Below are 20,417 nucleotides of genomic sequence, written 5' to 3'. Positions count from 1 at the left end.
GCGGAACCTCCGGTTTCCCGGGGCATCCACGCAGTCTGCGGACCGGTCCCCTTAGCGGTCCGTGGGGCCGCTGCCGCCGAAGACCCAGCCGACCGCGGTCCCAAAGGCCAAGTCGAGCAGGGTGACGATCACCATCATGATGGTCACGAACACTAGCACCACGAGCGTGTAGTTGATCAGTTCTTTACGGGTCGGTGCGACGACCTTCTTCAGTTCGCCAATGACCTGGCGAATGAAGATCGCGATGCGAGCGAAGAAGCCGGGCTTGACGGCATTCTTGGCGGGGCGGCCTTTGGAGCTGCTGGCAGCTGTTTCGGTCACCTGGTCCTCACTCATCCTCGCAATGATCGGATACCCGGCTCTGAACTGAACCATGGTTGCTGCGCTGGTCCCGGAATTCCCGGAACAGCATGCGCAGGGCAGACAGGACTCGAACCTGCAACCTGCGGTTTTGGAGACCGCTGCGCTACCAATTGCGCCACTACCCTTCGGGGCGAAAATCCGCTCCGGCCGACGTTTTTCCCCAGGCTTCCCTGAGGCGCAGACCATCATCGTGTTTTCAACACCGGAGAACCAGTCTACGCAACAACTGCGCCTACGTCGAACCGGCCCTCTTCCGGACCCCTGCGGACCTGCGCAAACGGGCTGACAGCAGTCAGTCACATTTGCGTTCAGGCACCCCGGAGGATCCGGTGAACAGCATAGAGTAGATTTCGTCGATTCCCATATTCAGCCTTCCAGCTGCAAGCGAAGAACGGACCCGCCCATGTCTTCTGCCCGCATTTCCCGGCGCATTTCCGCCATAGCCGAATCCGCCACTCTGGCCGTCGATGCCAAGGCGAAGGCGCTGAAGGCAGCCGGCCGGCCGGTCATTGGCTTCGGCGCCGGGGAACCCGATTTCCCGACTCCCGACTACATCGTGCAGGCAGCCATCGAGGCCGCCAGCCAGCCGAAGTACCACCGCTACTCCCCCGCTGGCGGCCTTCCCGAACTGAAGCAGGCCATCGCGGACAAGACCTTCCGCGATTCCGGATACAAGGCCACGGCAGCGCAGGTGCTGGTGACCAACGGCGGAAAGCAGGCCGTCTACAACACCTTCGCGACGCTCCTGGATCCGGGCGACGAGGTCATTGTTCCCACCCCCTTCTGGACCACGTACCCCGAGGCCATCCGGCTGAGCGGCGGCGTGCCCGTGGAGGTTTTCGCAGGCCCGGAGCAGGGCTACCTGGTCACAGTGGAGCAGCTGGAAGCCGCGCTCACGGAGCGCACCAAGATCCTCCTGTTCGTCTCCCCCTCCAACCCCACGGGCGCCGTGTACTCCCCGGAGCAGGTCAAGGAGATCGGCCAGTGGGCGGCGTCCAAGGGCCTATGGGTGGTCACCGACGAGATCTATGAGCACCTGACCTACGACGGCGCGCCCTTCACCTCGATCGCCACCGCAGCACCGGAACTGGGCGACAAGGTGGTCATCCTCAACGGTGTCGCCAAGACCTATGCCATGACCGGCTGGCGGGTGGGCTGGATGATCGGACCGGCGGACGTCATCAAGGCCGCCACCAACCTGCAGTCCCACGCGACGTCGAACGTCTCCAATATTCCCCAAATGGCCGCTCTCGCCGCCGTTTCCGGGCCGCTGACCGCCGTCGACGAGATGAAGGTGGCCTTTGACCGCCGCCGCAAGGCGATCGTCGCCGGCCTGAACGCGATTGACGGCGTTGACTGCCCGACGCCGAAGGGCGCGTTCTACGTCTACGCGGACGTCCGCGCGCTGCTGGGCAAGGAATTCCCGTCCGCGAACGGTCCGGTGCGGCCGGCCACCTCCGCCGAACTTGCGGCGCTCATCCTGGATGAGGTGGAGGTCGCAGTGGTTCCCGGCGAGGCGTTCGGCCCGTCCGGGTACCTGCGCCTGTCCTATGCCCTCGGCGACGAGGACCTGGCCACAGGCGTCGCCCGCCTCCAGGACTTCCTCGGCAAGGCGAAGTAGCCCGCCCCAAACCCCCGATGCGCTATCACTTGTGGTTGCTTTGCCCCCGGCAAGAGGACCCCAAGTGATAGCGCATCGCTGGGTTAAAGCAGGCGGCGCTCGGCGGCCCAGCGGGTCAGCTCGTGGCGGCTGGAGAGCTGGAGCTTGCGCAGCACGGCCGAGACATGGGTTTCAACGGTCTTGATCGAGATGAACAATTCCTTGGCCACTTCCTTGTAGCTGTAGCCGCGGGCGATGAGGCGCATCACCTCGAGTTCGCGCGCCGAGAGCTTGTCCAGTTCGTCATCGGCGATGTCCGCCGGGGCCGTGCCGAACGCGTCGAGCACGAAGCCCGCCAGCCGGGGCGAGAAGACGGCGTCGCCGCCGGCCACGCGGCGGACGGCGCCGCTGATTTCCGCGCCGGAGATTGTCTTGGTGACATAGCCGCGCGCACCCGCCCGGATCACGGAGACCACATCCTCCGCTGCGTCGGAGACGCTCAGCGCCAGGAACCGGGTGGTGCCCAGCAGCGGCGCCGAGCCGGCCAGGACTTCGCGCCCGCCGCCACCCCGGCCGCCCGGGAGATGGACGTCCAGCAGCACGACGTCGGGGCGCTGCGTTGCGATGACGGCGATCGCCTCTTCCACGGTTCCGGCCTCCCCCGCGACGACGATGTCCGGGTCCAGGTCCGCTTTCAGCCCGGAACGGAAGATGGCGTGGTCGTCGACGATCACCACCCGAACGTGGGCCGCATTTCCTGGTGACTGGTTGTCGTGCGCCGGGGTTCCTGGTGCTGGGCTGGTCACTGCTTGGCCTCTCCGTTGACGTTGTTGGCGGCAGCCGCCGCGGGTCCGCCAGATGCGGGCGTGGCGACGGCGGGCAGCCGCAGCCGCACCTCGGTGCCGTCCGGGCTGCTGATGATGGCGGCGGTGCCTCCGTGGCGGTTCATCCGCCCGATGATCGATTCCCGGACACCGAGCCGGTCCGGCGGAACCGACTCCGGGTCGAAGCCCTGGCCCCGGTCCTTGATGAAAACCTCTGCGGCGGCGTCGGTGACTTCCAGATACACGGACACGGCTCCGCCTCCGTGCCGGGCGGCGTTGAGCATGGCTTCGCGGGCCGCCTGGACGAGGGCCTCATGGCGTTGGGTCATGGCGCAGTCCCCGACGCTGACCACTTCAACCGCGTGCCCCAATGAGTCTTCGACCTCTGCGGCGGCGGCCATGATGCCCTCAGACAGCTGGCCGGACTCCTTGCCGGCATCCCGGTACAGCCAGCCCCGCAGTTCGCGCTCCTGTGCGCGGGCAAGCCGGATGACGTCGTGCTCGTTGCCGGCACGGCGCTGGATCAGGGCGAGCGTCTGCAGCACGGAATCGTGGAGGTGGGCTGCGATCTCGGCGCGCTCGGTGGCGCGCACCCGTCCCGCGCGTTCGGTCTCCAGGTCACGCCAGAACTTCAGCCCCCAGGGCAACAGCACCAGGGCCACGCCGCCGAGCACCGCCACCGAGGCCAGCAGGGCCAGCCAGGTCTGTTCCCAGGACCCCGAGCCGGACACCATGACCAGCACGCCGGCCACCACGAGGGCAAGCCCGGCCGCGAGCCGCGCCCAGCCGCCGGCCTGGTCCGCCTTGGTCTTGTCCACGAGCCCGGCCCGGCGGGTCTCGTCCAGTTGCATCCAGGCGATCGCGGCACCGCCCAGGATCGCCGCCACGGGAATCAGGGTGCCCAGCGGGACGTCAACACCGAGGAGCCGGGCGATCAGGATCCCGGCCGCCAGCAACAAGCCGGCGCCCAGCAGGATCTCCTTGCCGAACGGCATGCCGGGCACCTTGGACCACCAGGACCCCTGCGGTGCCATGCCGCGCGCGCCTCGGGATCCCGGCCTGCCCGGGGTTCCGGGCGTGCCGGGAGCCCGCGCGGTGCCCGTGGCTCCGGGGGCGTCCGGGAGGCTTACCGCCGGGGCGATCGGCGACGCCGGGCGGCGGGCGTTGCGCCGGGCGCTTTCGTCCGCCGTGGGGACCATGATCCAGAGCCAGGCGTAAAAGGCCACCCCCGCGCCGCCTGCGAGCGCAGCCACCACCATGCCGATCCTGACCATGCGCACCGGCCAGCCCAGGTGGTTGGCGAGGCCCGCGCAGACGCCGGCAATCACGCGGTCGCTGCTGCGGACCAGCGGCGGGCGGGCGGGTGGGGTACTCATGCATCAATCCAAGCATGGATCGGGGTTCCCCGGACGCGTTTCGGGGCCCGGCCGGGGGACACTCAGGGACCATTCAGGGTGTTCCCCAGTAGAGCCCGGCGCCGGGAACGGGAAGGATCGAAGTATGAATCCGCACACTCCGCACCCCGATGAAGGCCCGGCCTCCGCAGTCCGGCCGGCCACGGACAATCCAGACACGGAACGTCCCGGCACAGAAAACCCTGACACCGACGTTTCCGGCACGGGCCAGCCTGCCTCCGCTGCGGCCGGCTCCGAGCCTTTCAACGCCCTGCCGGCCGGTTCCGAGCCGGTCAACGCCGGACCGGCCGGCGGGCAGCAGCCGGAGCCGCCGCGGCTCTACCCGGCCCCGGACGGACCGCTCCCCGCGCCCCAGTCCCAGAACTTCTTCGACTGGATCCGGGGCCATCGCATCTACCGGGGACGGGACCGGTGGGTCGGCGGCGTGGCCAGCGGCATCGCCCACCGGCTCGGCGTCGACCCCCTCATCATTCGCGGTGTCCTGATCGTCCTGGCTGTCTTCGCCGGAATCGGCGTGCTCGCCTACGGTCTGGCCTGGGCACTGCTGCCAGAGCCTGACGGCCGCATTCACGTCCAGGAGGCTGCCGCCGGCCGGTGGACGGCCGGCATGACCGGCTCCCTCATCGCCACGGTCATCGGTTTCCCCAGCCTCGGCACCGGCGTCTGGGGCTGGGACCGTTACGGCTTTGGCGCCTTCCTCTGGACGGTGTTCTGGGTGGGCGGCGCAATCTACCTCGTCTACTACCTGACCCAACGCAACAAGACCCGGAACGGAGCCACTCCCATGCCAACGCGCTACGACTACAGCAGTCCGGCCGGCACGGCGGCCTTTGCGGGCACCTCCCGCACTGACGCCGGTCAGCAATCCGATGCAGGCTTCGCCACCGGAGGATTCGCCCAGTCCGGCGGCCCGGCCTATGGCCAGCCCGTCAGCGGCTCGGGAGTCTCCGGCGCCGGCCCCGTCTGGGGTCCGCCTCCGCCGTCGGGCTCCATCCCGCCCGGCCCCACCGGCCCCATTCCCCCCGGCGGCTATGGGCCCGGTGCAACACCCCCTCCACCGGCTGCGCCCCGTAATCTTGGTCCCGGCGCTCCGGCAGTTGCCGTGACAGTCGGTTCCGCCCTCCTGGTGGGCGGCGGCATCAAGGCCCTCGACGCCGCCCACGTGATCGACCTCGGCGACGCCGGCAATGCCCTGGTCTGGGCTATTGGCGCGGCCATCCTGGGCCTGGGAATCCTCTTTGCAGGGCTGCGGGGCCGGACCTCCGGGATCCTGAGCTTCTTCGCGGTCGTGGCGCTGCTGATCGGTGGAATCTTCAGTGTGGTTCCGCACGGGGACCGGTTCCGTTTCCAGAACGCGGACTGGACACCGGCCAGCATTGAACAGGCCCGCGGCGGCTTCGAGATCACCGGCGGCGCCGGAACTGTGGACCTGACCAAGCTGGCGCTGAATCCGCCGCTGGGCTCCGACGTCGTTGTGCCGATCGACGCGACGGCCAGCAACCTCACTGTCGTCATCCCCACTACCGTCCCCGTGCAGGTCCAGGCGGACATGACCATGGGGAGCCTCCACGACGGCAATCAGGACCGCGGCGGCATCACGAAGCAGCAAAGCGATTACAACACCTCGAAGCCGGGCGCCCGGCTGGTCCTGCAGGTCTCCGGCACCGTGAGCAACGTGACCATCAAGGAAGGAAACTGACATGAGCAGCTATGACGACTCCCGGCCCGACGCTGGGCAGGACCTTGAACAGGCCGGTTCCCCGGCCCGGGTAGGCACGGTGGTCTGGGGGCTGATAGTGGTGGCCCTGGCCGCGCTGCTCATCATTTCCCGCCTCGGCATCGTGGCCCTCAACGGCACGTACGTGCTGATTGGCCTGATGATCGGGGCGGGTGCCGCCCTGATCATCGGCGGGCTGGTCTCGGCCCGCAGGCGTGACAAGAACCCCACAACAGGGAAGTCTTGAACCATGGATAAATTCTTCGACACCATCCGGGGCTTCGGCCTGAAACGTGGTCCGCAGCGCTGGCTTGGCGGGGTCTGCGGAGGAATCGCCGCCAAACTCAATGTTGATGTGGCCTATGTCCGGATCGCCTACCTGCTTTTGAGCCTGCTCCCGGGACCGGCGTTCGTGGTCTACCTTGCCGCGTGGCTGCTCCTCCCGGACCAGCGCAACGCAATCGTCCTCCAGAGCTTCCTCTCGAAGCGTTCTTCCCGGCCCTGATTCCGACCCTGACGCTGGCCACAGGCCCCGCCCAACATCACGCAAAAATGCCCCTGCCTTCACGGCGGGGGCATTTTTGTAACCGTTTGTGTCCTGCCCCACACCCGCCACTAGACTCTAGGTGAGCTCAGCGTGGCGCTCTGCCTGTACCCCTTCAAACCAGGATTTGAGCCAAGATATGAAAATTGGAATCCTCACCAGCGGCGGAGACTGCCCCGGACTGAACGCCGTCATCCGTGGCGCCGTCCTCAAGGGAATCGCGGTCCACGGCCAGCAGTTCGTAGGGTTCAAGGATGGCTGGCGCGGCGTTGTCGAGGGTGACATCGTGGAGATCCCCCGCACCATGGTCCGCGGCATCGCCAAGCAGGGCGGCACCATCCTCGGCACGTCCCGCACCAACCCCTTTGAGAACGGCGGCGGCCCCGAGGTCATCAAGGCCAACATGGACCGGCTCGGGATCGACGCCATCATCGCCATCGGCGGCGAGGGCACCCTGGCCGCCGCCAAGCGCCTCACCGACGCCGGCCTGAAGATCGTGGGCGTGCCCAAGACGGTCGACAACGACCTCGACGCCACGGACTACACCTTCGGATTCGACACTGCCGTGGAAATCGCCACCGAGGCAATTGACCGGCTGCGCACCACCGGGGAGTCCCACCACCGCTGCATGATCGCCGAGGTCATGGGACGGCATGTGGGCTGGATCGCCTTGCACGCCGGCATGGCCTCGGGCGCCCACGCCATCCTGATCCCGGAGCAAAAGGCCTCCATGGAACAGATCGCCGAGTGGGTTGTCTCCGCCCATGACCGTGGCCGTGCCCCGCTGCTTGTGGTCGCCGAGGGGTTCGTGCCCGAGGGCCAGGAGTCCCCGCACTCGGAGCGCGGACTGGACACGTTTGGCCGCCCCCGCCTCGGCGGCATCGCAGAAATGCTGGCGCCCGAGCTCGAAGCACGCACCGGCATCGAGACCCGCGCGACGGTCCTTGGCCACATCCAGCGCGGCGGTGTCCCGACAGCGTTCGACCGCGTCCTGGCCACCCGGCTGGGCATGGCGGCCATCGATTCGGTGGTGGAGAAGCGCTGGGGCACGATGGTGTCGCTGCACGGCACGGACATTGTGCATGTGGGCTTCGACGCCGCCCTGGGCAACCTCAAGTCCGTACCGCAGAGCCGCTATGACGAGGCCGCAGTCCTCTTCGGCTAATGAGGTCTCCTGGGCAACGTGCGCACCGCCCGCGGGCGGTGCCCACAGGCTGTGTCTGCCGGCTGCGCCTGCTGGCTGTGACCGGAACCGCGGTCCGGCGGTGGGTAGGGTTGTTTCATGACTCTTGAGCCCGGTTCCGCTGAAATTGTCCAGCTCGCGTGGGCGCGCCGCTTGGGGTTCGACGACGGCGCCTTCGCGGCCGCGGCAGGGGTACGGCTCACCCGGGCCGACGAGACGGCCCGGGCCGTGCAGTTTGTCCGCCTGTTCGGCAACTCCGCCTTGGTGGGCCCGCAATGGGCGCTCGACGCCGCCGAAGGCCTCGCCGACGAGGAACTGGCCCAGCACGTGACGCTTCTGACCATCACCCGCGCGCACGGTGGCCACGGGCTAGGCGCCGCCGCACTTTTCTTCGCCGACGACCTTCCCCTGCAGCAGCCTTCCGAGGAGCTGACCGTCTCGCACGGGAATCCGGAAGCAATCGAGCTGGAGTCGTTCTGCCCGCCCGATGACGTCAACGAGGTGGGCCTCGCGGACCTCGAGCACCGTTTCACTGTCCTGCATGTGGAAGACGGACGCCGGACGCCCGTGGCCTGCGGGGCCTACGCCGAATGGGAGGGGCTCCTGGCGCATCTGGGCGTGCTGGTTGCGCCGGAGTGGCGGCGCCGCGGGCTGGGCAAGCTGGCCGCCTCAATAGCCGCCCACGAGGCCCTAGCCGCCGGGCTGACGCTGCAGTGGCGTTCCGAAGTCAGCAACAAGGGGTCGCTGGCGCTGGCCCGCAGCCTCGGTTTCTCCGCCGGCGGCATCCAGACCAGCGTGCTGCTGGGCTGACCCGGATGCCGGCCGGTCTAGCGCCGCTCCGCGGCAGCGTTGTCCGTTCGGCCGATGGCCTGGTCCGTGCCGGCAGCCGTGCCGGACATGCCTGCGGCTTCCGCCGCCTCTGACGCGGCAACGTCGTCCGGTGCGCCCCAGCCCTGGACCGGCTTGGGTTTGGCGAAGAAGAGCGCCACGGCGGCGCCGAGCAGGATGACGGCCGCCGGCAGCAGGATGGACTGGCCCATCGCCGTCGAGAACCCCTCACGCAGTGCCTCGGGCAGCGCTCCGCCGAAGCCCATGGGGCTGGCATCTCCGCCTGCCCCGGGACGGGCGGGAAGCTCGGCCGCCAGCCGCGACTGGATGAGAACGGCGATCGCGGCGCTGCCGAGCACCGCGCCGATCTGGCGGGTGGTGTTGTAGACGCCCGAGCCGGCGCCGGCCTGCCGCGGCGGCAGGTTACGCGTGACCGTGGAGCTCAGCGGGGCCCAGATGCCCGCGTTGGCGAAGCCCAGCACCGCGCTCGGGAGCAGGAACAGCCAGATGGGTGTGTCCGGGTGCATGAGCAGCGAGTTCCAGAACAACGCCACGGACATCAGGACCAGTCCCGTCGCGGTGATGAATTTCGGGTTGACTCTGTCGATGATCCGGCCGACGACGGGGGCCAGGCCGCCCGAGATCAGCGCCATCGGCACCATCATGAGCGCGGACTCGGTGGGGGTCAGGCCGCGGACGATCTGGTAGTAGAAGATCAGCGGCAGGGTGAACGCCGTGACGGTGAAGCCGACGGTGGTGATCGCGATGTTGGCGAGCGAGAAGTTCCGGTCGTTGAACAGGGACAGGGGCAGCAGCGGTTCACCCTTGTTGAACTTCTGCCACAGGACGAAGACAACCAGCACGGCGATGCCGCTGATAATCAGGCCCCAAACGGTGATGGGGCCGACGATGGTGCCCCAGTCGTAGGTCTCACCCTCCTGGATGCCGAAGACCAGCAGAAAGAGGCCAAGGGCGCTGAGCAGCACGCCGGGGATATCGAACTTGTGCGGGTGAGTGCTCAGTGTCGGGACGAACCGCATCGCGAGGATGAAGCCGGCAATGCCGACCGGGACGTTGATGAAGAAGATCCATTCCCAACCGAGGCCGTCCACCAGCACACCGCCGAGGATCGGTCCGACCAGGGTGGCGACGCCGGCCGTGGCGCCCCAGATGCCCATGGCCGCTCCACGCCGGTCCGGCGGGAAGATCCGGGTGATGACGGCCATGGTCTGCGGCGTCATCATGGCCGCGCCCAGGCCCTGGACCACGCGGGCCGCAATCAGGGTCTCGACGTTGCCGGAGAGCCCGCACCACAGCGAGGCCAGGGTGAAGACCACCAGGCCGGACAGGTAGAGCTTCTTCGGCCCGAAGCGGTCCCCGAGCCGGCCCGTGATGAGCAGCGGCACGGCATAGGCCAGCAGGTAGGCGCTGGTGACCCAGATGACCGCGTTGATGTCAGTGTTGAGGCCCTTCATGATGCTCGGGTTGGCCACCGAGACGATGGTGGTGTCGATCAGGATCATGAAGAAGCCGATCACCAGGGACCAGAGTGCCGGCCATGGCCGGGCTACGTTTTCCATGGGGTTCCTTAGGGTCTGGTGCGTGAATGCTGGATGGTCGATGTTTCGTTGGCGGCCAGGGTCCGGCCGCCGGTTGTGCTTGGGCGTCACCACGGCAGTTCGCCGGAGCGGAGCTGGTCCTGCAGGCCGTCGATCCAGGCGATTTCGGCCTGCATCATGCTCTGCTGGTACAGGACATCAACCCAGTACTTGCGGTCCACGCCCTTGGTCTTGAGCAGTTCCTCACCGGAGAGCAGGAAGGCGAGCTGTTCACGCAATGCCTGGAGGCGCCGGTCCAGGAGTTCGACGACGAGGTCGGCGGGCAGGTTGTAGGCCTCGGAGATGGCCAGCGGGAAGGACGGGTATTCATTGACGGGGGTGGCGAGCACGTCCTGGAGCCACGTCGTGAACGCCTCGCGGCCGGCTGCCGAGATCGTGTACGTGGTGCGCTCCGGACGGTTGCCTCCCCGGTCGGTTCCCGTTGCCGCGACGAGACCCTGCTCTTCGAGCCTCCCGACGGCGTGATAGAGCGTTCCCGGCCGGACCTTGACCAGCCGGTCCTCGTGCCGGGCGATCAGGAGCTGGTACATCTCGTAGGGATGCATGGGTTCCTCCACGAGCAGGGAAAGTGCGGCGACACCCAGCGGTGTCAATGCGGTTGCCCGGGCCATGGTGCTGTCCTCTGCGGTCTAAATTGCTCTTACTCCACACCGATTATTCCACGTGGAGTATTTGGCCGCAATTGTTCCCGAATCCTGCGCCGGCCGACGGCAGGCCGGGTCAGCCGAGGAGCGCCAGGATGTCCGTGCGGGCGAACATTTCGGCGGCGGCCCGCGCGGAGGGGGTGCCGGCGTCGGGGTCGGCCCCGGCTGCCAGCAGTTCCCGGGCGACGTCCGTGTAACCCTTGAAGACGGCGCCGGCCAGCGGCGTCTGACCGCGGTCATTAGGCATGTTGGCGTCGCCGCCGTGCGTGAGGATCAGCCGGACTGTGGCGGCGTGGCCGTGATAGGCCGCCAACATGACCAGCGAGTCGCCGGAGGCATTGGTCAGCGTGGCCGGGGCGCCGGCGGCAAGGTAGCCGCCCAGCAGTTCGGAGTTGCCCTCGCGGGCCGCGCCGAACAGCACGTGGGCCAGCGCCAGCGTCTCGTCGTGGGGCGCCGCTCCCGCGTTGTCAGGCGCGGAGGAATCCTCGGCGGAAGATTGTTGTGCCGATGAATCCGGTGCCGAAGAACCCAGCGGGGAAGAACCGGTCATCGGGTCCCCCGCAGGAAGCCGGTCTGGCGGCCCACTACCTGGCCGGCGTCGGGGGCCACAATGACCTCCTGGGCCGCGGCATAGGGCTCGTCGCCGTCAACAACGGTCAGGACGTCCTCCGGGGCGACCGAACGCTTGATCACTGCCAGGGCCACGGGGCCCATTTCGTAGTGCTGCGCCACGGAGGTCACCGAGCCCACCTTGCGGTCGCCTGCGCGCACCTCGCTGCCGGCCGCCGGCAGGGTGTGCTGGGAACCGTCGAGCTGGAGGAACACGAGCCGCCGCGGCGGGTGGCCCAGGTTGTGGACCCGCGCGATCGTCTCCTGGCCCTTGTAGCAGCCCTTGGCCAGATGCACGGCGGTGCGGAGGAGGTCGAGCTCGTGCGGGATGGTCTTGTCGTCGGTTTCCGCGCCCCACCGGGGCCGCCATGCGGCGATCCGCAGCGCTTCGGACGCCAGGGTGCCGGCGAGGGCACGGTCCCCCACCGTCGCGACCAGCTCAGCCGCGGGGACAAGGTACTCGAACCACGGCCGCTCCAGTCCGGGGTGGGCGTCCTCGCCCACTACCGCATAGGAGTAGCCGCCGGCGCCGACGTGCGGCCAGGGATCTTCCCAGACCTGCAGCCCGGTCCATTCCGGGATCCGCCGGGTGGAACCGAGGACGGCCCAGTCGGCGGAGACGTCGGCGATCTCGACCCGCAGCATGAACTTCATCTTGTTCAGCCATTCGGCCAGGGGTGCCGCCTCGGCTCCTTCGACGATCAGCCAGGTGGTGGCGCCGTCGTCCACCACGCGTGCATCAAACTCGATCCGGCCCTGGACGCTCAGCAACAGCAGCTCGGTGGACTGGCCGGGGGCCAGGGAAGTGAGCTGCTGGGAGGACAGGGTGTTGAGCCAGCTCAGGCGGTCAGGTCCGCTGACCGTGACCACGCCGCGGCAGGAGAGATCGACGACGGCGGTGCCGGCGGCCAGCGCCCGCTGCTCCCGGAGCGGCTCGCCGTAGTGGGCGGCGACGCCGGCGTCGGCGCCGCCGGCTTCAACGGCGGCCGGGCGCGACAACAGGGGGCTAGTGATAGTCATACTGAAGGGAACGTCCTTAGCTTTAGCGGTATTCCGGATTTTCGAAGTCGAAGCGGGTGCCGGCCTTCCAGGCCTCGGGGAGATTTCCGTAGGACGGAATGCCGCCTGCGTCCTTGAGTATCCGTGCCAGGTGCAGCAGGTTCCAGGTCATGAAGGTGGTGTTGCGGTTGGTGAAATCGCTCTCGGGGCCCCCGGACCCCTCGTCAAGGTAGCTCGGCCCCGGCCCGACGGGGCCAATCCAGCCGGCATCGGCCTGCGGCGGGATGGTGAAGCCGACATGCTGGAGGCTGTACAGGACGTTCATGGCGCAATGCTTGATCCCGTCCTCATTGCCGGTGATCAGGCAGCCGCCCACCTTCGGATAGTAGGCCCACTGGCCCTTCGCGTTCAGCTGCCCGGAGTGGGCGTAGAGGCGCTCGATGAGTTTCTTGGTCTGGGAGGAGTTGTCCCCCAGCCAGATCGGCCCGGCGACGACCACGATATCCGCGTCCTGGACGGCCGGGTAAAGTTCCGGCCATTCATCCGTGGCCCAGCCGTGTTCGCGCATGTCCGGGTAGACGCCGCTGGCGATGTCATGGTCCACGGTGCGGATCACGCGGGTGGTGACACCCTGCTTCTCCATGATCCGGCGGCTGACCTCGATCAGGCCTTCGGTGTTGGAGACATCCGGGGACTTCTTGAGGGTGCCGTTGAAGTACACGGCCTTGAGGTCGGCGTAGCTGGTCTTGCCGGCGTCGTTGCTGGCGTCGGTGCCGGCGCCCGTACCGGTGGCTGAGTCATTCACGGGGTTTCTCCTTGGTCGATGCAGACAACGGAAAAATCAGTGAGACCGTGTGGTTAGCCTACTTTGGCGAGGATGGCCGACGCATGGGCTTCCAAGCCGCCGCCCGCCGTCGAACCCTTGCCCGTGGCCACATCCCAACGCCACAGCAGGTTCCCTTCGACAAGCCCGAAGATCCGGGTGGCCGCGGTGTACTCCTTGGAGTGGCTGCCGCGCATCACCATGTCGGTGCTGAGCTGAATCTGGGGACCCTTGATCTGGCCGTAATACAGCTCCGAAATCCCGCCGGGGTGGGCGATGGAGACGGAGATGTCGAAGCCGCCGTCGCTGTTGCGCAGGGCCTCGACCTCGTCGGCGCTCTTGAGCACGGGGACGATGTCGGCCGGGATCAGGCCGGGGCCGCCGTCTTCCTCGCGCTGCTTGCGCTCCAGCGCCCAGAAGCCGGTCTCGACCGTCAGGGGACGCAGCTTGGTGCCCTCGTCGTCGGTCAGCCAGCTCTCGGCGCGGTACTGCAGGTACGGCAGGCCATTGTGCGTGAACGAGACGTGCTGCACGAAGTGCTCGGAGTCCTCGTCCCCGGCTCCCAGCCGGCCGCTGCCCTCCCACTCACCGATGAGCCAGGACAGCGGAACGATTTCGGGGGTCAGATCAGTAGGGATTTCAATCGGCACAGCATCTACCTCTGGAAGCTACGGGTTCTGGAACGTGTTACTTCTGGCCTTTGAAGAGGCGGTACACGACAAAGCCGGCAAACCACGCCATGGACAGGCTGGCCACGCCGAGCAGGACAAGGAAGAAAATCTCATATGCAAGTACGGACATGATGCCATCCTAACGCCTAGTAGATGAGTAGTTTGTCTATGAAGTAGGCCAGGGAACCGACGGCCGACACCGGGCCAATGCCCATGCCCACGGCCGCCCAAACGGTCAGACCCTCGCCATTGAGAATGACCAGGCGGCGGAAGCTCACCAGCACCGCGCCTACCACGACGCCGACGAGGGCGGCCGGGATCACGGCGATGTCGGAGAACACCAGGCCGGCCAGCGGCCCGGCGAGCCCCGCGGCCACGATGCCCAGCGGCGCCACGATCCGGTCGGGCCAGCGGATCAGCCCCGCCATCAGGGCGATCGCCGCGCTGATGGCGGCCACGAGGATCATTTCGCGGACCCCGTTGAGGCGAGAACTCGCAATCCAGCCGGCACCCAGGCAGGACAGCAGGACCCCCGAGCACGAGCCCAGGGTGGATTCGAGGCGCTGGGCCTGGCCGGTGCCCCGGATCAGCTGCATGACGAAGATGGCCATGACCCCGACTGCCATGAACGACGGCGTCCAGTCCAGGAAACCGGGAGCCGGAAGATAGGTCGCCGCCACCGCCGACCCGACGCCGGGCAGGCCAATCAGGACCGCGAGGGTCTTCTTGGCGGGGATGCCAAGGAAATAGGGCCAGCCAATGCCGATGCCGGCGGCGCTGAGGGCCCCGACGGCAAGGAGGGCCTCAGGAGAGACATAGGCACCGGCAACGATGGCCACCAGACCGGCCAGGCCAATGATCCCGACGCTCCACGGCTTCACCGTTGGCTCGCCATCGGCAGACCCGCCATGGTCGTACCTTCGCTCACTGCGGACCCCAATTCGACTCGGCTCAATTTCGACGGGCCGCGGGCCCTGACTGTTCAATCCTGCCCTATATGAACGGTATGTGTCGCAAATGGACCGGCCGGAGGTGACGGGACCATGGCCGGAAAGGGGCCTTTAGGTATACTCATGATCAGCAACACAGACGCCCAATGATGCGCGGACACCCCTTGGAGGAACAATGTCGCACATCCTGCTCTTGACGAACAGCACCGGAACATCCGTGGACGTCCTGCCTGCTCTGGAACTGTTGAACCACCGGGTGCACATTCTTCCGGCCGAGCCCACGGCCCTGCTCGAAACCGACCCCTGCGACATTGTCCTTTTGGATGCCCGCAAGGACCTGGTGGGCGCACGTTCCCTCACCCAACTGCTCAAGGCCACCGGCCTCAGCGCTCCCCTGATGCTCATCCTGACCGAAGGCGGAATGGCTGCCGTGTCCTCGGCGTGGGCCGTGGACGACATCCTCCTCGAATCCGCCGGCCCGGCAGAAGTCGAAGCCCGGATCCGCCTCGGTGTGGCGCGCGCCGTTCCCGAGCAGGAGGATGTCCCGACCGAAATCCGGGCCGCCGGCGTCGTGATTGACGAGGCCAGCTACACCGCACGGGTCAACGGCGCCGCGCTGAACCTGACCTTCAAGGAATTTGAACTGCTGAAATACCTGGCTCAGCACCCCGGACGGGTGTTCACCCGCCAGCAGCTGCTGACCGAAGTCTGGGGCTATGACTACTACGGCGGCACCCGCACCGTGGACGTCCACGTCCGGCGGCTCCGCGCCAAACTGGGCGCCGACCACGAGAACCTGATCAGCACGGTCCGCAACGTGGGCTACCGCCTGACCCTGGTCCGCCAGCCCGAGGACGAACTCACCGAGGCCTGACCGGCGCGCCCGAGACAGAAGCGTCCGGGCAAACGGGCACTTGGGTACCGAACGACATTTGCACCAAACGCGGAAGGCCCCGGACTCTGGAATCCAGAGTCCGGGGCCTTCATGCTGCGGTATTCAGTGCTGCTGTTTATTGGTGGAGGACATACGGGTCGAACGTATCGAGGCCACCCCAGTGGTGGATCCCCCTCGCATCTGGCTCAACGCCGGACGAGATATCGACTATACGCCGACGCCCGGAGTTCAACAAAATCGGCCGCTGACACCCGGGCACCGGATAGCCTTGCCCCAACCCGATACCCTTGCACCATGAGCCCTGCGCACCCGGAAAACTGGCCCGTACTCGCCGTCAAAGGAACCGTGGACAGCAGGCTGCTGCGGGACGTCGCCGCCCTTGTGGCTGCGGCAGAAGAGTCCGACGGCAATCCGCCGCTGTCCGAACAAACCCTTGTCACATTGCGCGCCGCCGACGCGGGCGAGCATTCGGTGCTGGCCCTCGCCCTGTACGCCCCCGACGACCAGCTGGATCCGGCGACCGCGCAGGACCTGGCCGGCGTCGCCGTCGTGATCGAAGAACCCGACGGCACAGGCGTCCTGGAAGTCGCCGTCCACCCCAGCTACCGCAACCAGGGCGTCGGCGACCGCCTGGTGGGCGAACTGCAGAGCGTCCGCGGCTTCGCCGGCCTGAAGGCCTGGTCCCACGGAAACCATGAGGCCGCCGCGGACCTTGCGGCCCGCTACGGCTACGGCGCCGTCCGCGAACTCTGGAAGATGCGGCTGATGACGGCCGCGGCGGCGTTGCCGGAGGTCCGGCTCCCGGAGGGCGTGCGGCTCCGCGCCTTCGAGCCCGGCCGGGACGAGGACGCCTGGCTGGCCGCCAACAGGGCCGCCTTCGCCCACCACCCGGAGCAGGGCAACATGACGCGCGCCGACCTGGACGCCCGGATGGCCGAAGCGTGGTTTGATCCGGCAGGTTTCCTGCTGGCCGTGGACCCGGCGGACCGGCTCCTGGGGTTCCACTGGACCAAGGTGCACCCCCGGCACGGCGATCACCCCGCGATCGGCGAGGTCTATGTGGTGGGCGTAACCCCGGAGGCCCAGGGCTCCGGGCTGGGCAAGGCGCTCACCGTCGCCGGAATAACGCACCTCCAAGGCCTCGGCCTCCGCGCCGTCATGCTCTACGTCGATGCTGACAACGCCCCCGCTGTGGCCCTCTACCGGCGGCTCGGATTCACCCGCTGGGATGTCGACGTGATGTACGCGCCGCTGCCGCAGCAGCACTGACCGGCCGCCGCGGGACCCCTTCGACGGCCGTTAGTCAAGTCGGCGGATGACCGTCCCGCCCGGGCCGCAATCTGGGGTCATCTGGCCACGATTGCTTGTAAGGTTGAACCTACATCGCGCCAGCATTGAGGAGACACCATGCCACGGGATACTGCCCGGACATCCACGTCTGAACCAGCTACGTCGGAAAAGGGGGCGCGTCCGGTACGAGCCCGCTTTGGCTCCTCCGAGGTGCCGGCCTCACGCGCCACCCAGGACCGGATCGACATTCCGGAGTTCGCGCCGAACCTGGAACCGGAAGGCGACATCAGCCCCGACCGGTTCCTGGACCGGGAGCTCAGCTGGCTTTCCTTCAACGCCCGGGTCCTGGAACTCGCCGAGGACCCCAACCTGTACCTGTTGGAGCGCGTCAGCTTCCTGTCCATCTTCGCTTCCAACCTGGATGAGTTCTTCATGGTCCGGGTGGCCGGGCTGAAGCGGCGCATCGCCACCGGCCTCGCGGTCCCCTCCCCGGCCGGGCTGAGCCCCATGCAGGTTTTGGAGCAAATCGGCGAGGAGGCCCACCGGCTCCAGCAGCGCCACGCCCGGGTCTACGCCGAGCAGATCCGCCCGGCGCTGGCCTACGAGCACATCCACCTCATGCACTGGGAGGAGCTGGACTCGCAGGCCAAGGACCAGCTCAGCGCCATGTTCGCGGAGAAGGTCTTCCCGATCCTGACCCCGCTGGCGGTGGACCCGGCCCACCCGTTCCCCTACATTTCGGGGCTGTCCCTGAACCTGGCCGTGGTGGTCCGCAACCCGGTCAGCGACAAGGAGCTCTTCGCCCGCGTCAAGGTCCCGGACCAGCTGCCGCGCCTGATCTCCATCGACGGCGCCCGCGCCGGCTCCGTCGCCGGACGGGTGGCACGGTTCATCGCGCTCGAAGAAGTGATCGCCGTGCACCTGGACCAGCTGTTCGCCGGCATGGAGGTCCTGGAGCACCACATTTTCCGCGTGACCCGCAACGAGGACGTCGAGGTCGAAGAGGACGACGCCGAGAACCTCCTGCAGGCGCTGGAGAAGGAACTCCTGCGCCGCCGGTTCGGCCCGCCCGTCCGGCTTGAGGTCACCAACGACATCAACCCGAACATCCGCGCCCTGCTGATCCGCGAGCTCGGCGTCGAGGAATCCGAGGTCTACTCCGTTCCGGCCCCGCTGGACCTGCGCGGCCTGTCGGTGATTGCCGGGATCGACCGGGCAGACCTGCACTACCCGAAGCACGTCCCGCACACCTCCCGGTACCTGAACGAATCGGAAACCTCCAAGGCGGCCAACGTCTTTGCCGCCATGCGGCGCCGGGACATCCTCCTGCACCACCCGTATGACTCCTTCTCCACCTCCGTCCAGGCGTTCCTGGAACAGGCGGCCGCGGACCCGAAGGTCCAGGCCATCAAGCAGACCCTCTACCGCACGTCCGGGGATTCCCCGATTGTCGATGCGCTGATCGACGCCGCCGAGGCCGGCAAGCAGGTCCTGGCCCTCGTGGAGATCAAGGCCCGCTTCGACGAGCAGGCCAACATCTCCTGGGCCCGGAAACTGGAACAGGCCGGCGTACACGTGGTGTACGGCATCGTGGGCCTGAAGACCCACTGCAAGCTCTCCCTCGTGGTCCGCCAGGAAGTGGACGGCCTGCGCCGCTACTGCCACATCGGCACCGGCAACTACCACCCCCGCACGGCCCGCTACTACGAGGACCTGGGCCTGCTGACCGCAAACGAGCAAGTGGGCGAGGACCTCTCCAAGCTGTTCAACCAGCTCTCCGGCTACGCGCCGAAGTCCACGTTCAAGAGGCTGCTCGTGGCGCCGCGCTCGGTCCGGTCCGGACTGATCGACAGGATCGAAACCGAGATCCGGAACGCCAAGGCCGGCATCGCCGCCCGCGTCCAGATCAAGGTCAATTCCATGGTGGACGAGGCCATCATCGATTCCCTGTACCGTGCGTCCCAGGCCGGAGTGCGGGTGGACGTCATTGTCCGCGGCATCTGCTCCCTGCGTCCCGGTGTTCCCGGCCTCAGCGAGAACATCACGGTCCGCTCCGTGCTGGGCCGCTTCCTTGAGCACTCGCGCGTGTTCGCCTTCGCCAACGCCGGCGACCCGGTGGTGTACATCGGCTCGGCCGACATGATGCACCGCAACCTCGACCGCCGGGTGGAGGCCCTGGTGCAGCTGGCGAGCGGCAATGACACGAGCTATGTCCTGGATTTGCTGGACCGCTACATGGTTCCGGAAACCGCCAGCTGGCACCTGGACAAGCAGGGCGAATGGACCCGCCATCACCTGGCAGAAGATGGCGGGAACCTCCAGGACGTCCAGTCCTGGCTGCTCGCCTCCCGTTCGCGTCAGCGCTCGACCACCCTGCGGTAGGGACCGTGAGTGTGAGCAGCGATGCACTGGTAGAGGATCAGACCGACCGTCCGGACGAAGAGATTGCCGTTACGGCAGCGGGCGCCATCCCTTGGCGGCTCAATTCGGCCAACAAGGACCAGCTCGAGGTCCTGCTGATCCACCGCCCGCGGTATGACGACTGGTCCTGGCCGAAGGGAAAAATCGACGCCGGCGAGACCATCCCGGAGTGCGCCGTCCGCGAGGTGGAGGAGGAGATCGGCCTCACCGCTCCCTTGGGAATCCCGCTTCCGCCCATCCATTACCACGTGCCGGCTGGTTTGAAGGTGGTCCACTACTGGGCGGTCGACGTCGATGGCGCCGCCTTGGTGCCGGACGGCACGGAAGTCGACAGCGTCATGTGGTGCCCGCCCGAGAAGGCCGCCCGCCTCCTGAGCAACCCCGGCGACATCGAACCGCTGCAGCACCTGGTGAACGCCCACGACCGCGGCGAACTGGCAACCTGGCCGCTGCTGATCGTGCGCCATGCGAAGGCCAAACCGCGCTCCTCGTGGACGAAGGCCGAAGGTGACCGCCCACTCGCGGCCACCGGAGCCCGGCAGGCCCAGGCGGTGGGGCGGCTCCTGCAGGCGTGGAAGCCCGCGCGGATCGTTTCAAGCCCGTGGCTGCGGTGCGTGGCCACCATCGCACCGTACGCCAAGGCGGCCGACGCGAAGGTGAAGCTCAACGAGGCCCTGACCGAGCACCGGCACGGCCGCAGCCCGCACAAGACGGCGGCCGTCGTCGAGGCGTTGTTCGACAAGCAGCGGGCCGTGGCCGTGTGCACGCACCGCCCGGCACTGCCCACCGTGCTGAAGCAGCTGGGCAAGCACATGAGCTCCCGCCTGCGGGATCTGCTGCCGTCCTCGGACCCCTATCTCGCGCCTGGCGAGATCGTGGTCTGCCATGTGGCGCGCGGCACCAAGAACAAGGTGGTTGCCGTGGAGCGGTTCAAGCCCTTCGACGACTGACACCTTGACCCTCGAAGTCCCAAGCCACTAGTTTGTATCAAAAGCTTGATACATAACTGCTGAATCTTGGGG

The 20,417-nt window shown here is 67.5% G+C and carries 20 protein-coding genes and 1 tRNA gene; 10 read left to right on the top strand and 11 right to left on the bottom strand.

Translation table 11 applies throughout. The features are described from left to right. Nucleotides 1-51: 51 nt before the first annotated feature. Together secE and AC1DDO_RS09065 are read right to left on the bottom strand one after the other, a co-directional pair. Nucleotides 52-336, bottom strand: coding sequence for a preprotein translocase subunit SecE (secE, locus tag AC1DDO_RS09070; RefSeq protein ID WP_441407825.1), 285 nt, complete (start codon nt 334-336; stop codon nt 52-54). A 79-nt stretch (nt 337-415) separates the two neighbouring features. Then, a tRNA-Trp gene (locus AC1DDO_RS09065) sits at nt 416-488 on the bottom strand. Between the two features lie 278 nt (nt 489-766). On the opposite strand from AC1DDO_RS09065, the gene AC1DDO_RS09060 reads away from it, so the two are divergent. Then, nucleotides 767-1,984 carry a pyridoxal phosphate-dependent aminotransferase gene (locus AC1DDO_RS09060; protein WP_476866675.1) on the top strand — a complete coding sequence of 406 codons (1,218 nt, stop codon included), beginning with the start codon at nt 767-769 and terminating at the stop codon, nt 1,982-1,984. Nucleotides 1,985-2,067: 83 nt separating this feature from the next. On the opposite strand, the gene AC1DDO_RS09055 is transcribed toward AC1DDO_RS09060, so the two are convergent. Both AC1DDO_RS09055 and AC1DDO_RS09050 read right to left on the bottom strand, forming a co-directional pair. Further along, complete coding sequence (locus tag AC1DDO_RS09055) at nt 2,068-2,700, bottom strand: LuxR C-terminal-related transcriptional regulator (RefSeq protein WP_390203688.1); 633 nt, start codon at nt 2,698-2,700, stop codon at nt 2,068-2,070. A 65-nt stretch (nt 2,701-2,765) separates the two neighbouring features. Beyond that, the gene (locus AC1DDO_RS09050; RefSeq protein WP_476866676.1) at nt 2,766-4,163 is read right to left on the bottom strand and encodes an ATP-binding protein; all 1,398 of its coding nucleotides are present in this window, start codon (nt 4,161-4,163) and stop codon (nt 2,766-2,768) included. A gap of 124 nt (nt 4,164-4,287) precedes the next feature. On the opposite strand from AC1DDO_RS09050, the gene AC1DDO_RS09045 reads away from it, so the two are divergent. The 5 genes from AC1DDO_RS09045 (at nt 4,288) to AC1DDO_RS09025 (ending at nt 8,456) form a co-directional block, all read left to right on the top strand. Continuing rightward, nucleotides 4,288-5,901 carry a PspC domain-containing protein gene (locus tag AC1DDO_RS09045; protein ID WP_476866677.1) on the top strand — a complete coding sequence of 538 codons (1,614 nt, stop codon included), beginning with the start codon at nt 4,288-4,290 and terminating at the stop codon, nt 5,899-5,901. A gap of 1 nt (nt 5,902) precedes the next feature. Next, a complete protein-coding gene (locus AC1DDO_RS09040; protein ID WP_441407821.1) occupies nt 5,903-6,166 on the top strand; it encodes a hypothetical protein in 264 nt (87 codons plus the stop codon). Nucleotides 6,167-6,169: 3 nt separating this feature from the next. Next, nucleotides 6,170-6,424, top strand: a complete 255-nt coding sequence (locus AC1DDO_RS09035) for a PspC domain-containing protein (protein ID WP_390203610.1) — start codon at nt 6,170-6,172, stop codon at nt 6,422-6,424. Between the two features lie 178 nt (nt 6,425-6,602). Beyond that, nucleotides 6,603-7,628 carry a 6-phosphofructokinase gene (locus AC1DDO_RS09030; RefSeq protein ID WP_018773638.1) on the top strand — a complete coding sequence of 342 codons (1,026 nt, stop codon included), beginning with the start codon at nt 6,603-6,605 and terminating at the stop codon, nt 7,626-7,628. Between the two features lie 117 nt (nt 7,629-7,745). Then, on the top strand, nt 7,746-8,456 hold the full coding sequence (locus tag AC1DDO_RS09025; protein ID WP_476866679.1) for a GNAT family N-acetyltransferase: 711 nt from the start codon (nt 7,746-7,748) through the stop codon (nt 8,454-8,456). Between the two features lie 17 nt (nt 8,457-8,473). On the opposite strand, the gene AC1DDO_RS09020 is transcribed toward AC1DDO_RS09025, so the two are convergent. The 7 genes from AC1DDO_RS09020 to AC1DDO_RS08990 form a co-directional block, all read right to left on the bottom strand. Further along, nucleotides 8,474-10,054 carry an MFS transporter gene (locus AC1DDO_RS09020; protein WP_476971770.1) on the bottom strand — a complete coding sequence of 527 codons (1,581 nt, stop codon included), beginning with the start codon at nt 10,052-10,054 and terminating at the stop codon, nt 8,474-8,476. Between the two features lie 86 nt (nt 10,055-10,140). After that, entirely contained in the window at nt 10,141-10,704 is a 564-nt protein-coding gene (locus AC1DDO_RS09015; protein WP_476866681.1) for a PadR family transcriptional regulator, read from the bottom strand. A gap of 109 nt (nt 10,705-10,813) precedes the next feature. Beyond that, nucleotides 10,814-11,287, bottom strand: a complete 474-nt coding sequence (locus AC1DDO_RS09010) for an ankyrin repeat domain-containing protein (RefSeq protein ID WP_476866682.1) — start codon at nt 11,285-11,287, stop codon at nt 10,814-10,816. Beyond that, nucleotides 11,284-12,366, bottom strand: coding sequence for a CAF17-like 4Fe-4S cluster assembly/insertion protein YgfZ (gene ygfZ, locus AC1DDO_RS09005; protein WP_476866683.1), 1,083 nt, complete (start codon nt 12,364-12,366; stop codon nt 11,284-11,286). Before ygfZ ends, AC1DDO_RS09010 begins: the two co-directional genes overlap by 4 nt. Nucleotides 12,367-12,388: 22 nt before the next feature. Further along, nucleotides 12,389-13,066 (bottom strand): flavodoxin family protein, encoded by a 678-nt coding sequence (locus AC1DDO_RS09000; RefSeq protein WP_476866816.1) that lies wholly within the window; start codon nt 13,064-13,066, stop codon nt 12,389-12,391. A gap of 137 nt (nt 13,067-13,203) precedes the next feature. Next, on the bottom strand, nt 13,204-13,818 hold the full coding sequence (locus AC1DDO_RS08995) for a nitrobindin family protein (RefSeq protein WP_441407814.1): 615 nt from the start codon (nt 13,816-13,818) through the stop codon (nt 13,204-13,206). A 167-nt stretch (nt 13,819-13,985) separates the two neighbouring features. Then, on the bottom strand, nt 13,986-14,720 hold the full coding sequence (locus tag AC1DDO_RS08990; protein WP_476866684.1) for a permease: 735 nt from the start codon (nt 14,718-14,720) through the stop codon (nt 13,986-13,988). Nucleotides 14,721-14,964: 244 nt separating this feature from the next. On the opposite strand from AC1DDO_RS08990, the gene AC1DDO_RS08985 reads away from it, so the two are divergent. The 4 genes from AC1DDO_RS08985 to AC1DDO_RS08970 all read left to right on the top strand — a co-directional run bounded on the left by AC1DDO_RS08985 (nt 14,965) and on the right by AC1DDO_RS08970 (nt 20,345). After that, nucleotides 14,965-15,663, top strand: a complete 699-nt coding sequence (locus AC1DDO_RS08985) for a winged helix-turn-helix transcriptional regulator (protein ID WP_390203621.1) — start codon at nt 14,965-14,967, stop codon at nt 15,661-15,663. 315 nt (nt 15,664-15,978) lie between these two features. Beyond that, a complete protein-coding gene (gene mshD / locus AC1DDO_RS08980) occupies nt 15,979-16,953 on the top strand; it encodes a mycothiol synthase (RefSeq protein ID WP_476971769.1) in 975 nt (324 codons plus the stop codon). A 138-nt stretch (nt 16,954-17,091) separates the two neighbouring features. Further along, entirely contained in the window at nt 17,092-19,356 is a 2,265-nt protein-coding gene (locus tag AC1DDO_RS08975) for an RNA degradosome polyphosphate kinase (RefSeq protein ID WP_476866686.1), read from the top strand. Nucleotides 19,357-19,367: 11 nt separating this feature from the next. Continuing rightward, complete coding sequence (locus AC1DDO_RS08970; RefSeq protein WP_476971768.1) at nt 19,368-20,345, top strand: NUDIX hydrolase; 978 nt, start codon at nt 19,368-19,370, stop codon at nt 20,343-20,345. The last annotated feature ends 72 nt before the right edge of the window (nt 20,346-20,417 follow it).

The sequence above is a fragment of the Arthrobacter sp. 10N43 genome (assembly GCF_056394525.1).
The sequence above is the reverse complement of the archived record's forward strand: the minus strand, read 5'-3'. Positions and strand labels throughout refer to the sequence as shown.